The sequence below is a fragment of the Streptomyces sp. 15-116A genome, assembly GCF_025290915.1.
Lineage (GTDB): Bacteria > Actinomycetota > Actinomycetes > Streptomycetales > Streptomycetaceae > Streptomyces.
The window spans coordinates 1-13,755 of sequence record NZ_JAOCQE010000169.1 but is presented as its reverse complement, the minus strand read 5'-3'; the positions used below and the strand labels follow the sequence as shown (position 1 = coordinate 13,755).

At 73.2% G+C, this 13,755-nt stretch carries 15 protein-coding genes; 4 read left to right on the top strand and 11 right to left on the bottom strand.

The window, feature by feature from the left end:
• From N4P33_RS23585 to N4P33_RS23565, 5 genes are all read right to left on the bottom strand, one after another.
• Nucleotides 1-807: SMC family ATPase (locus tag N4P33_RS23585; protein ID WP_260828685.1), on the bottom strand; the 807-nt coding region annotated here is incomplete at its 3' end.
• Nucleotides 804-1,967 (bottom strand): exonuclease SbcCD subunit D, encoded by a 1,164-nt coding sequence (locus N4P33_RS23580; protein WP_260828684.1) that lies wholly within the window; start codon nucleotides 1,965-1,967, stop codon nucleotides 804-806. The genes N4P33_RS23585 and N4P33_RS23580, both read right to left, overlap by 4 nt.
• A 122-nt stretch (nucleotides 1,968-2,089) precedes the next feature.
• Nucleotides 2,090-2,716: a YigZ family protein gene (locus N4P33_RS23575; RefSeq protein WP_260828683.1), complete on the bottom strand. Its 627-nt coding sequence runs from the start codon at nucleotides 2,714-2,716 to the stop codon at nucleotides 2,090-2,092.
• A gap of 231 nt (nucleotides 2,717-2,947) precedes the next feature.
• Nucleotides 2,948-3,490, bottom strand: coding sequence for a histidine phosphatase family protein (locus N4P33_RS23570; RefSeq protein WP_260828682.1), 543 nt, complete (start codon nucleotides 3,488-3,490; stop codon nucleotides 2,948-2,950).
• Entirely contained in the window at nucleotides 3,487-4,257 is a 771-nt protein-coding gene (locus N4P33_RS23565; RefSeq protein ID WP_260828681.1) for a hypothetical protein, read from the bottom strand. Before N4P33_RS23565 ends, N4P33_RS23570 begins: the two co-directional genes overlap by 4 nt.
• Nucleotides 4,258-4,409: 152 nt before the next feature.
• Here N4P33_RS23565 and N4P33_RS23560 point away from each other — a divergent pair, with 152 nt between their 5' ends.
• The gene (locus N4P33_RS23560) at nucleotides 4,410-4,817 is read left to right on the top strand and encodes a CoA-binding protein (protein WP_260828680.1); all 408 of its coding nucleotides are present in this window, start codon (nucleotides 4,410-4,412) and stop codon (nucleotides 4,815-4,817) included.
• A 66-nt stretch (nucleotides 4,818-4,883) separates the two neighbouring features.
• Nucleotides 4,884-6,113: a 4-hydroxybenzoate 3-monooxygenase gene (locus N4P33_RS23555; protein WP_260828679.1), complete on the top strand. Its 1,230-nt coding sequence runs from the start codon at nucleotides 4,884-4,886 to the stop codon at nucleotides 6,111-6,113.
• Between the two features lie 20 nt (nucleotides 6,114-6,133).
• On the opposite strand, the gene N4P33_RS23550 is transcribed toward N4P33_RS23555, so the two are convergent.
• Nucleotides 6,134-6,493 (bottom strand): metalloregulator ArsR/SmtB family transcription factor, encoded by a 360-nt coding sequence (locus tag N4P33_RS23550; RefSeq protein WP_260828678.1) that lies wholly within the window; start codon nucleotides 6,491-6,493, stop codon nucleotides 6,134-6,136.
• A 61-nt stretch (nucleotides 6,494-6,554) separates the two neighbouring features.
• Here N4P33_RS23550 and N4P33_RS23545 point away from each other — a divergent pair, with 61 nt between their 5' ends.
• Nucleotides 6,555-7,625: a cation diffusion facilitator family transporter gene (locus N4P33_RS23545; protein WP_260828677.1), complete on the top strand. Its 1,071-nt coding sequence runs from the start codon at nucleotides 6,555-6,557 to the stop codon at nucleotides 7,623-7,625.
• 10 nt (nucleotides 7,626-7,635) lie between these two features.
• Here the strand turns inward: N4P33_RS23545 and N4P33_RS23540 are convergent, their stop codons facing one another.
• From N4P33_RS23540 to N4P33_RS23530, 3 genes are all read right to left on the bottom strand, one after another.
• Nucleotides 7,636-8,190, bottom strand: coding sequence for a YbaK/EbsC family protein (locus tag N4P33_RS23540; protein ID WP_260828676.1), 555 nt, complete (start codon nucleotides 8,188-8,190; stop codon nucleotides 7,636-7,638).
• Between the two features lie 19 nt (nucleotides 8,191-8,209).
• Nucleotides 8,210-8,782, bottom strand: coding sequence for a helix-turn-helix domain-containing protein (locus N4P33_RS23535; RefSeq protein WP_260828675.1), 573 nt, complete (start codon nucleotides 8,780-8,782; stop codon nucleotides 8,210-8,212).
• 130 nt (nucleotides 8,783-8,912) lie between these two features.
• A complete protein-coding gene (locus N4P33_RS23530; protein ID WP_260828674.1) occupies nucleotides 8,913-9,677 on the bottom strand; it encodes an acyltransferase in 765 nt (254 codons plus the stop codon).
• 109 nt (nucleotides 9,678-9,786) lie between these two features.
• Here N4P33_RS23530 and N4P33_RS23525 point away from each other — a divergent pair, with 109 nt between their 5' ends.
• Nucleotides 9,787-10,326, top strand: coding sequence for a gamma carbonic anhydrase family protein (locus N4P33_RS23525; protein WP_260828686.1), 540 nt, complete (start codon nucleotides 9,787-9,789; stop codon nucleotides 10,324-10,326).
• 60 nt (nucleotides 10,327-10,386) lie between these two features.
• Here the strand turns inward: N4P33_RS23525 and N4P33_RS23520 are convergent, their stop codons facing one another.
• Nucleotides 10,387-11,016 (bottom strand): DedA family protein, encoded by a 630-nt coding sequence (locus N4P33_RS23520; RefSeq protein WP_260828673.1) that lies wholly within the window; start codon nucleotides 11,014-11,016, stop codon nucleotides 10,387-10,389.
• A 99-nt stretch (nucleotides 11,017-11,115) separates the two neighbouring features.
• Nucleotides 11,116-13,494, bottom strand: a complete 2,379-nt coding sequence (locus N4P33_RS23515) for a phosphoketolase (RefSeq protein WP_260828672.1) — start codon at nucleotides 13,492-13,494, stop codon at nucleotides 11,116-11,118.
• Nucleotides 13,495-13,755 lie beyond the last annotated feature (261 nt).

Sequence of the window (13,755 nt, the reverse complement as noted above, 5' to 3'; positions counted from 1 at the left end):
GGCGGCGAGGCGGCTGTGCGCGACGGTGAGCTGTTCGCGGGCGGTGCAGCGGGCGACGGCGGCGGCGCTCAGCACGGCGTCGGCGAGCCCGGGGTCGCCGGGCACCAGGTCGGGCAGCTCCATGGCCTCACCGGCGGCCTGCTGCATGCGGTGGGCGTCGGCGAGCAGCGCGGCGTCGCCCTCGCGCACCTGGGCTTCGGTGGCGCGACGGCGCTCGGCGAGGCGCTTCTCGACCTCGGCGAAGCGACGGGTGTCGAAGAGCCTGCCCAGCAGCCGGCCGCGCGCCTCGGCGTCGGCGCGCAGGAAGCGGGCGAAGTCGCCCTGGGGCAGCAGCACGACCTGGCAGAACTGCTCGCGGCTCATGCCGAGCAGCTGGGTGATCTCCTCGCCGATCTCCTGGTGCGAGCGGCTGAGGTCCTTCCAGCTCCCGGCGGCGGCGTCGTACTCGCGCAGCCAGGTCTGGGGCTTGTCGAGGGTGGTGCCGGTGCCGCGCTTCTTGGGGCGCTCCCAGGGCGGCTGCCGGGTGATCTCCAGGCGGCGTCCGGCGACGGTGAGGTCGAGGGTGACGCCTGTGCGGGTGGTCTGGGCGGCGTGGTCGCTGCGCAGGGTCATGCCCTGGCCGCTCTGCCGGGCGCCGGGGACGGAGCCGTACAGCGCGTAGCACACGGCGTCCAGGACGGAGGTCTTTCCGGCGCCCGTGGGGCCGTGCAGCAGGAACAGACCGGCGGCGGACAGCTCGTCGAAGTCGACGCTCTGGGAGCCCCCGAAGGGGCCGAAGGCGGTGATGTCCAGGCGGTGCAGCCTCACCGGGCCACCTCCTTGACGGCGTCGTCCGCGCGCACGGCGTCGATGGCGTCCCGCAGCACGGCCTGTTCCCGCTCGTCGGGAGCGGTGCCGCGCACATGCGCCACGAAGTCCTCGGCGATCTGCTGGTCGCTGCGGCCGGCGAGGCGGCGGGCGTACGACACGTCGGGGTCGTCCGGGGTGCGCTCGGGGGCGAAGACGAGGCTGAGGGTGTGCGGGAAGCGCTCGGTGAGCCGGGCCATGGGCTCAGCGGGGCGGACCGGGTCGGTGAGGGTGGCCTCGATCCACGCCTGCTCGTACGGCGCGAGCGCGGGGTCGGCGAGCAGCTCCTCCAGGGGGCCGCGGATCCGGGCCAGCGGGCGGGGCACCGGGCAGTCGACGCGCTCGGCGGTGACGGCACCCCCGGCGTCCAGGTCGACGAGCCACATGGTCTTGCGGTGGCCGGCCTCGGAGAAGGAGTAGGCCAGAGGCGAACCGGAGTACCGGACGCGCTCGGTGAGCGTCTGGCAGCCGTGCAGGTGCCCGAGCGCCACATAGTCGACGCCGTCGAACACCCCGGCGGGTACGGCGGCGACTCCGCCGACGGTGATGTCCCGTTCGCTGTCGCTGGGTTCGCCGCCGGTGACGAAGGCGTGCGCGAGGACGACGGAGCGGGTGCCGGGCGGGCGGCCGGCGAGGTCTTCGCGGACGCGGTCCATGGCGGCGGAGAGCACGGCCTCGTGACCCGCCTTGTCGACGCCGAACTCGTCCTTCACCAGGGCAGGTTCGAGATACGGCAGCCCGTAGAAGGCGACGTCCCCGTGGGCGTCGGACAGCACCACGGGGGTGCCGCAGGCGGACGGGTCGGTGCGCAGGTGTATGCCCGCGCGCCCGATGAGGCCGGCGCCGACGCCGAGGCGGCGCGCGGAGTCGTGGTTCCCGGAGATCATCACGGTCGGCACGCCGAGGTCGGCGAGGCGATGCAGAGCGTCGTCGAACAGCTCGACCGCGGCGAGCGGCGGCACCGCGCGGTCGTACACGTCTCCCGACACGACCACCGCGTCGACCCCGCGCTCACGCACGGTCGCCACGAGGTGACCGATGAACTCGGCCTGGGCACCGAGCATGCCGACCCGGTGGAACGCCCGGCCGAGGTGCCAGTCGGAAGTGTGCAGCAGTCTCATGATCCCCGAGGTTAACGGCCGGGTCTGACATCACGGGCGGTTACTCCCGTATCGCTCCGTCATGACCCGCGACACATAGGGACGTTACGCCCGCAAGTGCCCTAAATGCACCGACACGGTCCTCATACGTCCCCGTACGCCTCCCCGCCCAGCACGAACCCGGCCGTGCCGGCGGTCGCGTCCGCGAGCCATGCGCGGAAGGCGTCCACGTCGGCGTCCGGGAGGGCGATCTCGATGGTGACCTCTTCGCCGTAGCGCACGTCGCGCACCTCGCGGCCGGTGGAGCGCAGGTCGTTCTGGATCTTGCCGGCGCGCTGGTGGTCGACGGTCACGGTGGCCAGGCGGAAGCGGCGCCGGGTGATCGTGCCGAGGGTGTCGAGCGCTTCGCCGACGGCGCCGCCGTAGGCGCGGATGAGGCCGCCCGCGCCGAGCTTGACGCCACCGTAGTAGCGGGTGACGACGGCGACGACGTACCGCATGTCGCGGCGCAGCAGCATCTGCAGCATGGGGACGCCCGCCGTGCCGCCCGGTTCGCCGTCGTCGCTGGCCTTCTGGACGGAGGCGTGGGCGCCGATGACGTACGCCCAGCAGTTGTGCGTGGCGTCCGCGTGCTCCTTGCGCACGGCGGCGATGAACTCCTGGGCCTGCTGTTCGGTGGCGGCCGGGGCGAGGGCGCACCGGAAGCGGGAGCGGTTGATCTCGATCTCGTGCACACCCGCGCGCGCGACGGTGCGGTACTCGTCCTGCATCGGACCAGCCTATGCGCCGCCGCGCGGGCGGACCGTTCCGGCTAGTGCCGCGGCAGGCAACGTTCGCCCGTGAAGGAGCGGCGTCCGGTGCGTGCTCTGGGGGTCCCCCCGGCCGGAGGCTGGGGGAGTGCCGGCCGGAAGCCCTCGTACTGGATGTACTTGGGCTTTCGGCCGGTGCGGCGAGAGTGCGTGCCGGGCGTCGCGACGGGGCGAACGTTGCCTGCCGCGGCACTAGCGCTTGGTGCCTCGGGGGACGGTCACCGAGGTCAGGAGCGCGCCGCCGGGGGTCAGGTCGCGCCAGGCGGTGCCGCGCCAGGAGAGGACGGCGATGGCCGAGGTGGGGAACTTGGCGCGGACGGTGTCGAGTGTGTCGTCCAGGCCGTCGCCGGCGAGCTCCAGGATCAGGTCCTCCAGGCCGGGGTTGTGGCCGACCAGCAGCAGCGTCTCGACCCCCGCGGGCACTTCGTGCACCACGGCGAGCAGGTCGGCGACGTCGGCGCCGTAGAGGCGCGGGTCGTAGCGGACCGGTGGGGGTGTGCCCCACTGGGCGGCGGCCAGTTCCCAGGTCCGCCGGGCGCGTACGGCGGTGGAGCACAGGGCGAGGCCGGGGAGCATGTCCGCCTCGGCCAGGGCGCGTCCGGCGGCGGGGGCGTCCCGGAGGCCGCGCGGGGCGAGGGGGCGTTCGTGGTCGGGGACGCCCTCCGGGCGGGCCGACTTGGCGTGCCGCAGCACGATCAGGTGGCGCAGCGGTCCCGCTCCGGCGCGCTCGATCATGCCGGCGTTCCCAGGTCGCGGGTGAGGTCGACGCCGAGCAGCCGGTCGGCGTAGGCGTAGGTCTCGAAGCGGGCGCCGTCCGGGATGCCCGGGTCGCTCGCCACCTCGCGCAGGACGCGGAGCACTCCCGGTGCGTCCAGATCGTTCTCCCAAGCGGTGCGCAGCTCGGCGCGCACGGAGTCCGGGATGGGCCGGGACGGGTGCTGTGCCCAGGCGGCGACCGCGCGGCGCCACGCGGCGAGCGTGTCGGCGGCGGCGCCCAGGGACTCCGGGTCGAGCCTTACGCGTGTGGCTCTCGGGTGGGCGAGCAGGGCCAGACGCAGGGCGGTCGGGTCGGTGCCGTCGGGTGGGCCGGGCGGTCCCTCCCCGTGGACGGGAGCCACGGCGACCCGCACGCCCTCGGGTGCGGTGCTGTCGTCGCTCGCGACGACGTGCAGCACCTGGGCCTCGCCCAGCCCGGTACCGGCGTCCCGTTCGTCCTCGAAGGGCCGCACCCCGAGGGCCGCGCCCGCCGCGCGCAGCTCCGCGAGCTCCCGCTCGCCGGAGAGCATCGCCCACACGGGCGTGCCGCCGAGTTCCAGGGCCCGGACCAGGAGATCGGCGACGAGCAGCACGCGCAGGTCGGTCGGGTCGAATCCTCGGGTGCGGGCTTCGACCCGGGTCAGGCCCCGGCGGGCGGGGGCGGCGTTTACGAGCTCGCCGGTTCGGGCGTCGGTGATGCGCAACACGAGGCGAGCGTAGGCGGGCGAGCGCCCGCGCGCAGTCATCTCGCACGGCTTTCGAGAGCCCGTGGCGGCGTTCGACGCGGCCCCGTCCGCCCGGCCGTAGTACCAGGCGCGCCCGGGAATCACCGCGCGTCCCGGGCCGTTGTGGGAGTGAGCAGCCCTTTCACGACTCATGACGTCCCAGGAGGCCGACGGTGTACGGCGACGAGGCAACGGTCCGCAAGATCCTCACCGAGCTCGGTGACACCTGGGCCGTGGTGGGCCTGTCGACGAACCGGCGGCGCGCGGCGTACGGCGTCGCCCAGGTGCTGCAGAGGTTCGGCAAGCGGGTGATACCCGTGCATCCGAAGGCCGAGACGGTGCACGGCGAGCAGGGTTACGCCTCCCTCGCGGACATCCCCTTCGACGTCGATGTCGTGGACGTGTTCGTCAACAGCGACCTGGCCGGTGCCGTCGCGGACGAGGCGGTCGCCAAGGGCGCCAAGGCGGTGTGGTTCCAGCTCGACGTCATCGACGAGGCGGCCTACGAGCGGACCCGCGCGGCGGGCCTGGAGATGGTGATGGACCGCTGCCCGGCCATCGAGATCCCCCTGCTCAGGTGACCGCCCGCCGCGGGGCCTTGCGCGCAGGCATCCCCCACGCGCGCGTGCCGCCGCCATAATGACCCGGTGACGCAGACCTCCCCCCATCGCAACCCCAACTCCCCTTCCCCGCAACGGTTTCCGGTGGTCGTCGTGGGCGCCGGGCCCGCCGGTCTCACCGTGGGCAACATCTTGCGGGCGGCCGGTGTCGACTGCCTGGTGCTGGAGGCCGAGTCACGGGAGTTCATCGAACGGCGGCCCCGGGCCGGGGTGATCGAGGAATGGGCGGTGCGCGGCCTGGAGCAACGGGGCCTGGCCGGCGAGCTGCTGAAGCGCGCCGAGCGGCACACCGCCTGCGAGTTCCGCTTCGACGGCGAGCGGTACCGGTTCCCCTACCAGGAGCTGACGGGCAGTCACCATTGGGTGTACCCGCAGCCGTTGCTGGTCACGGACCTGGTGCGTGAGTACGCCGACGTGCGCGGCGGGCGGATCCGGTTCGGCGTGCGGGACGTACGGCTGCACGACCTGGACGGCGCACGGCCTTCGGTGTCGTACGTCTGCCCGGAGTCGGGTCTGCGGGAGGTCGTGGAGTGCGATTTCGTCGCCGGCTGCGACGGGGCGCGCGGGGTGAGCCGGGCCGCGCTGCCGCCCGGGCGGGCGCGGATCGCGCGGCACGACTACGGCATCGGCTGGCTGGCGCTGCTCGCCGAGGCCCCGCCGTCCGCCGACTGCGTGTTGTTCGGCTGCCACCCGGACGGGTTCGCGGGCCAGATGCCGCGCAGCCCCCAGGTGACCCGCTACTACGTGCAGTGTCCGCCCGGCGACGACCCGGAGAACTGGCCGCACGAGCGCGTGTGGGCCGAGCTGCGGCGCCGCCTCGGCGCGGACGGCGCGGCCCCGCTGACCGAGGGCCCGCTGATCGAGAAGCGCGTGCTGGACATGCACGACTACGTCACCGAGCCGATGGTCCACGGGCGGCTCTTCCTCGCCGGGGACGCGGCGCACCTGGTGGCGCCGATCGCCGCGAAGGGCCTCAATCTCGCGCTGTACGACGCCTTCCTGCTCGGTGACGCACTGGCCGCACGGCTGACGAAGGGCGAGGAGGGCGGGCTGGCCGGGTACGAGCAGGCGTGTCTGCGGAGAGTGTGGGACTACCAGGAGTTCTCCCAGTGGCTTTCGGAGCTGTACCACGGCAGCGCGGCGGGCGACCCGTTCCGCGCGGGCACCACGCTGGCCCGGTTGCGGCGCCTGTTCACCTCCCGCACGGCGGCCGCGGCCTTCGCCGAGCAGTACCTGGGGACGGCCGCGCGGTACTGAGCGGGCGGGAGCCGCCGGGGTCAGTCGTGCGGCGGGCGGTCGCTGAGCCGGTGGTCTGCCACGTTCAGCGCCTCGTCGACCAGCCGGCGCAGATGGCCGTCGCGCAGGGAGTAGATCACCCGGCGGCCCTCCTTGCGGGTGTCCACCAGCCCCGCGAGCCGCAGCCGCGCCAGATGCTGGCTGACCGCCGGCCGCGCCGCCCCGCAGACCTCGGTCAGCGTGGTGACATCGGCCTCTTCGGAGCTGAGCGCGTGCAGCAGGGTCAGCCGGGTGCGGTCGCCGAGGAGGGCGAGGAGCTCCGCGGCGAGGGCGAACTGTTCCTCGCCGGGCGTGCGTGGGTGCGCATCCTGCGCAGGTGACAGGTGCATGCGTGCGCTCATACGCACATAATGGCGTCGTGGGCGGCACCGCGTCCACCGCGCGCACCGGAAGGGGTTCCACGTGAGCGACCGGCACGATCACCACGATCACCACCACGAGCACGGGCACCACGACCAGCACGGACATGGGCACGGGGTCACGCGGACCTCCCTTCGGCACCGCTTGGGCCATCTCCTCACCCCGCACTCCCACCAGACCGCGGACAAGGTGGACCGCGCGCTGGAGTCCTCGGCCCGCGGCATGCGCGCCCTGTGGGTGTCCCTTGCGGTGCTCGGGGTCACGGCGCTGGCGCAGGCGGTGGTGGTGGCCGTCTCCGGCTCGGTGGCGCTGCTCGGTGACACGGTGCACAACGCGGCGGACGCGCTGACCGCCGTACCGCTCGGGATCGCCTTCGTCCTCGGCCGGCGGGCGGCCACCCGGCGCTTCACCTACGGGTACGGACGGGCCGAGGACCTGGCGGGCCTCGTGATCGTGCTGACCATCGCCGCCTCGGCCGCCTTCGCCGGGTGGACGGCGCTGGACCGGCTGCTCGACCCGCGCCCGGTGCAGCACCTGCCGGCGGTCGCCGCCGCCGCGCTGGTGGGGTTCGCGGGCAATGAGTGGGTGGCCCGCTACCGCATCCGGGTGGGCCGTGCCATCGGCTCGGCCGCGCTGGTGGCCGACGGACTGCACGCCCGCACGGACGGGTTCACGTCCCTGGCCGTGCTGCTGTCCGCCGGTGGCGCCGCGCTGGGGTGGCGGTACGCCGACCCCGTGGTGGGGCTGGCGATCACGGCGGCGATCGTGCTGGTGCTGCGGGACGCCGCCCGGGAGGTGTTCCGGCGGGTGCTGGACGCCGTCGACCCGGCGCTGGTGGACCGCGCCGAACACGCCCTGGCGCGGGTGCCGGGCGTGCGCGGGGTCGGCGAGCTGCGGCTGCGCTGGATCGGGCACCGGCTGCGGGCGGAGGTGGCGGTCGTGGTGGACGGCTCGGCGACGGTGCGCGAGGCGCATCGCATCGCGGTCGACGCCGAGCATGCGCTGCTGCACGCCGTCCCCCGCCTCAGGGCGGCGCTGGTGCACGCCGACCCGGAGCCGTCGCCGGGCGAGACGGACCCGCATCTGCCGCTGGCCCATCACGCGCCGGCGTGAGCGCGCCCCCTCAGACGCCCAGGCCCTCCAGGACGACCGCACCCGGCAGTTCGGCGAAGGCCTTGCCCGGGATCAGGAGCTTGCCCCGGCGGCGGCCGCTGCCGACGAGGACGTACGGCAGGTCGACGACGGCCGCGTCCACCAGGACGGGCCAGCCCTCCGGCAGGCCGAGCGGGGTGATGCCGCCGTACTCCATGCCCGTCTCCCCCGTCGCCAGGTCCATGGGAGCGAACGAGGCCTTGCGGGCGCCGAGTCGGCGGCGCACCACTCCGTTGACGTCGACCCGGGTCGTGGACAGCACCACGCACGCGGCGAGGGTGCTCTCACCGCCCCGCTTGCCGGCCACGACCACGCAGTTCGCCGAGCGCTCCAGCAGGTCCTGCCCGTAGTGCTCGACGAAGACGGCCGTGTCGGCCCAGCGCGGGTCCGTGTCCACGTAGAGGATCTGGTCGGCGGGCACGCTGCCGGTCCAGGCGCGGACGGCGGCGGCGACTGGGGCGGTGAGCTCGTCGAGGCAGTCGGGGGCGGGGGTCGCGTGGTCGAAGTCTCCGATGGGTGCGCGCATGGCCGCACGGTAACCCACGTCAGGGGACGGGCGGCACCGAGACCGCCATCACCATCTCCATCGGGACGTCCCCCTGATTGCCGTAGGTGTGGGGCGTGTTGGCCTCGAAGGACGCGCTCGCTCCCGCCGGGACGCGGTGCTCCACGCCGTCCACGGTGAGGGTCAGTTCGCCCGTGGTGACATGCACCAGCTCGACCGTGCCGGCGGGGTGCGGGTCGGAGTCGCTGGAGTCGCCGGGCATCAGCCGCCAGTCCCACAGCTCCACCGGACCTGGCGCCTCGGTGCCGGTGAGCAGCCGGTTCCAGCTGCCGGCCTCGGTGTGCCAGAGGCGTACGGCCTGGTCGGCGGGGACGATACGGACCCGCGGGCCGCGCTCGTAGTCGAGCAGGGTGGGGACGCTGACGCCGAGCGCGTCACCGATCTTGACGATCGTGCCGATGCTGGGGTTGGTGCGGGCCTGCTCGATCTGGATGAGCATGCCACGGCTGACCCCGGCGCGGGCCGCGAGCGCGTCCAGGGTGAAGCCGCGCTCGGTGCGCCAGCGCTTGACGTTGCGCGCGAGGGACTGGGTCAGCAGGTCGAGGTCCGACACGATGGATCCGTTCGGTTCGCTTCCGTTCGAGGGCGGCGCAGAGCTGGTCGCGGGCGGCGGTACTACGGTCTGGTGCACCCGGTTGTGCAGTGCACTGTACTGCGGGGCCCGCCGCGCGGCGGGGTCCGGTTCAGCCCTCGGGCTCCAGGGCCGCCAGCCGTGCCACGTCCGCCTCGTCGAGTTCCGACAACGCCCGCAACTGGTCGGGGGTCGTCCCTGCGGGGATCGGCACCGGGGCGGGCGTGCGCAGGGGCGGCTGCCAGCCGTCGGCGGGGGTCCAGCGGCGTACGACCCGGGCGGGGGCGCCCGCGACGACGGCGTGGTCGGGCACCGTGCCCCGCACCACCGCGCCCGCGGCGACCACCACGTTCCGCCCGATCCGCGCGCCCGGCAGGATGACCGCGCCGGTGCCGATCCAGCAGCCGGGGCCGATCTCCACGGGCTCCATCCGCGGCCACTGCTTGCCGATGGGCTCGTGCGGGTCGTCGTAGGAGTGGTTGGTGGAGGTGACGTAGACGTACGGGCCGAAGTAGCAGTCGCTGCCGATGGTGACGGTCGTGTCGGCGATGACATGGCTGCCGCGGCCCAGCACGACGCCGTCGCCGATGCGCAGGATCGGCTCGGGGCCGAGGTCCAGGTCGGGCATCAGCCCGGCGGTGAGGGTGACCTGCTCACCGACGATGCAGTGGGAGCCGAGATGGATCCAGGGTTCGCCGAAGACGGTGCCGAGCGGGAAGGCGAGGCGGGTGGCCTCGCCGATGGCGCCGAAGCGGAAACGCCCGGGGTGGGCGGCGGTCACCGAGCCCGTGCGCTGTACCCACGCCCAGCCCGCATGGACCGCGCGCTGCGCGAGGCGACGCGGCCAGGACGAGAACGTGTTCCTACTTTTCGGCACGGGTTCACGGTACTGAGCGGGTGGCGGTGTCATGCCGTCCTGGGGCTGTGATCTTCGCCCCATGGGCGTGGCGTACGGTTCGTTCTCGAATCCGAGCAAGGAGGCGACGATGGCGCACGAGGCGTTGATCACCGGTATCGGCGGCAGGGAACCGAAGGTGGACGCGGAGGCGTTCGTGGCGCCGACGGCGTCCGTGATCGGGGACGTGACGCTGGAGGCGGGGGCGAGTGTCTGGTACGGGGCGGTGCTGCGCGGAGACGTGGAGCGGATCTCCGTGGGGGCCGACAGCAATGTGCAGGACAACTGCACGCTGCATGCCGACCCCGGGTTCCCGGTGCGTGTGGGTGAGCGGGTGTCGATCGGGCACAACGCGGTGGTGCACGGGGCGACGGTGGAGGACGACTGTCTCGTGGGGATGGGCGCGACCGTGCTGAACGGGGCGGTGATCGGGGCGGGGTCGCTGGTGGCCGCGCAGGCGTTGGTGCCGCAGGGGATGGTGGTGCCGCCGGGGTCGTTGGTGGCGGGGGTGCCGGCGAAGGTCAGGCGGGAGTTGAGTGAGGAGGAGCGTCAAGGGGTGACGCTGAACGGGACGATGTATGCGGAGTTGGGGAAGGTGCACCGGGCAGAGCACGGGGGCTGGACGTCGTAGGCGGTGTGCGGGTGCGTGGGGGCTTGGCGCGCAGTTCCCCGCGCCCCTGGAGGGGCGCTGCTAGTCCCCGGCGATTGCAGGCTCCGGGGCCGCCTTCTTGGCCTTGCGCTTCAGGAGCAGCATCGAGGTTGCGCCGATCAGGATCGCTGCCACCAGGCCCAGCCAGGAGAAGCGCTTCAGCCAGGACTCGGCGACGATGCCGACGTAGTAGATGACCGCCGTGGTGCCGCCCGCCCAGAGGATGCCGCCGAGGACGGTGGCGGTGAGGAACTTCCAGTACGGCATGCGCAGGACGCCTGCCAGCGGGCCCGCGAAGATGCGCAGAAGGGCGACGAAGCGGCCGAAGAAGACGGCCCACATGCCCCACTTCTGGAAGGAGCGCTCGGCGGTCGCGATGTGGCCCTCGCTGAAGTGGCGGGGGAACTTGCCGCCGAGCCAGGCCAGTAGCGGGCGCCCGCCCCTGCGGCCGATGGCGTAGCCGATCGAGTCGCCGATGATCGCGCCGGCGATGGCGCAGACGGCGAGGATCACCGGGTCGATGTCGCCGTGCTGGGAGGCGAGCAGCGCCGAGGAGACCAGGATGATCTCGCCCGGCAGCGGGATGCCCAGGCTCTCCAGCCCGATGACCACTCCCACCAGCGCGTAGACGGCGACCGCCGGTACGGTCTCGAGCCATTCCTGGACGTGCAACGCCGTTTCCTTCCGATCCCCGACCTGCGTTCCGGACCGTGCGCCTGATCACGGCGCACGGTCCGGAAGCCTACCGGGTCGCGAGAGGGCGCTGAGCGCTCACGGGTTCCAGCTCCAGTCGGCGACCTCGGGCAGGTCGGTGCCGTGCTCGCGGATCCACGCGTGGTGGCGGGTGCGGGCGTCGGCCATCCGCTGGCGTACGGCGGCGGCGCGCACGGCGAGGCCGGGGACGCGGTCGATCACGTCCATGACGAGGCGGTAGCGGTCGAGGTCGTTGCGGACCACCATGTCGAACGGCGTGGTGGTGGTGCCGGCCTCCTTGTAGCCGCGGACGTGAAGGTTCTTGTGGCCGGTGCGGCGGTAGGCGAGGCGGTGGATCAGCCACGGGTAGCCGTGGTAGGCGAAGATCACCGGCTTGTCGGTGGTGAACAGGCCGTCGTACTCGAAGTCGGTCATGCCGTGCGGGTGCTCCTCGCGGGGCATCAGCCGGGCGATGTCGACGACGTTGACGACGCGGACCGCGAGGTCGGGCAGGTGGCGGCGCAGGAGCTGCGCGGCGGCCAGGACCTCCTGGGTGGGGACGTCGCCGGCGCCGGCGAGGACGACGTCCGGTTCGCCGCCGTTCTCGGTGCCGGCCCAGTCCCAGATGCCGGCGCCGCGGGCGCAGTGGACGCGGGCCTCGTCGAGGGACAGCCAGTCGTAGCAGGGCTGCTTTCCGGCGACGATCACGTTGACGTAGTCGCGGCTGCGCAGGGCGTGGTCGGCGACCGAGAGCAGGGTGTTGGCGTCCGGCGGGAGGTAGACGCGGACGACCTCGGGGCTCTTGTTGAGGACGTGGTCGACGAAGCCGGGGTCCTGGTGGGAGAAGCCGTTGTGGTCCTGGCGCCACACGTGCGAGGTGAGCAGGTACGTGAGGGAGGCGATGGGGGCGCGCCAGGGCAGCTGCCGGGAGGTCTTCAGCCATTTGATGTGCTGGTTGACCATCGAGTCGACGATGTGGACGAACGCCTCGTAGCAGGAGAACAGTCCGTGCCGGCCGGTGAGCAGATAGCCCTCGAGCCAGCCCTGGCAGAGGTGCTCGGAGAGGATCTCCATCACCCGGCCGTGCCGGTCGAGGTGCTCGTCGACGTCGAGGGTGCCGGCCTGCCAGGCCTTGCCGCTGGCGTCGAAGACGGCCTGAAGGCGGTTGGAGGCGGTCTCGTCCGGGCCGACGAGACGGAAGTCGCGGCGGGACTCGGTGTCCTTCATGACCCGGGCGAGGAGATCGCCGAGGACGCGCGTGGGCTCGTGGAGGTTCGTGCCGGGTTTGTCGACGGGGACGGCGAAGTCGTCGAGGGACGGCAGGGGCAGTTCGCGGAGCAGCAGTCCGCCGTTGGCGTGCGGGGTGGCGCCGAGGCGGCGGTCGCCCTCGGGGACGCAGGCGAGGACGTCGGCGACGGGGCGGCCGTCGGTGTCGAAGAGTTCCTCAGGCCGGTACGACTTCAGCCAGGCCTCGAGCTGGCGCAGGTGCTCGGGGTTCTCGCGGACGCCGGGGAGGGGGACCTGGTGGGAGCGCCAGGTGTTCTCGACGGGGGTGCCGTCCACCTCGGCAGGCCCCGTCCAGCCCTTGGGGGTGCGCAGCACGATGACGGGCCAGCGCACGCGTTCGGTCGAACCGTCCTCGCGGGCGGCGCGCTGGGCCTGTGCGATGCGGTCGAGGGCGGTGTCCATGGCCCGGGCCAGTGCCCGGTGGACGGTGGCCGGGTCGTCGCCGCTCACCGTGATCGGGTCGTGGCCGTAGCCGCGCAGCAGCTCGTCGAGCTCGGCCTCGGGGAGGCGGGAGAGGACGGTCGGGTTGGCGATCTTGTAGCCGTTGAGGTGCAGGATCGGCAGGACGGCGCCGTCGTGGACGGGGTCGAGGAACTTGTTGGAGTGCCAGGACCCGGCCAGCGGCCCGGTCTCCGCCTCGCCGTCGCCGATCACGCAGGCGACCAGCAGGCCGGGGTTGTCGAACGCGGCTCCGTAGGCGTGGGCGAGGGAGTAGCCGAGCTCGCCGCCCTCGTGGATCGAGCCCGGGACCTCGGGGGCGACATGGCTGGGCACGCCGCCCGGGAAGGAGAACTGCCGGAACAGCCGCTCCATGCCGGCCGCGTCCCGGCCGACGTCCGGATAGGTCTCGCTGTAACTGCCCTCCAGCCAGGAGTTGGCCAGCACGGAGGGCCCGCCGTGCCCCGGCCCCCAGATGCACAGGGCGTCCAGTGCGCGGGCCCTGATGACCCGGTTGAGGTGGGTGTAGATCAGGTTCAGGCCGGGTGAGGTGCCCCAGTGGCCGAGCAGCCGGGGCTTGATGTGGTCGGGCCGCAGGGGCTCGGTCAGCAGGGGGTTGGCGAGCAGGTAGATCTGGCCCGCCGCCAGATAGTTGGCGGCCCGCCAGTGGGCGTCCAGCGTGCGCAGTTCCTCGTCGCTCAGTACGGTGCGGGTGTCCTGGTCCTCGGGCATGGCTGACTCCGTGGGTATCGGCGTGTGCGCTCCGCGCCGGGCATCAGGAGGGAGTACCAGTCTGTGCGGCTGTGATGCCCCTCGCGGGTGAAAGACGGCATGTGGCGCAATGTGCGCGCTCGGCGGCCGGGCGGCAGGTTCGTTCTCGGAAGCGTCCCAGCGGTGCGGGTCGGTGGCACGGCGGGCGGCACGGGACCGCAGCCGTGACGGGCTGCCTCGCCGGGCGTGCGGGCACCCACCCCGCCGCGCGGGACCACGGCT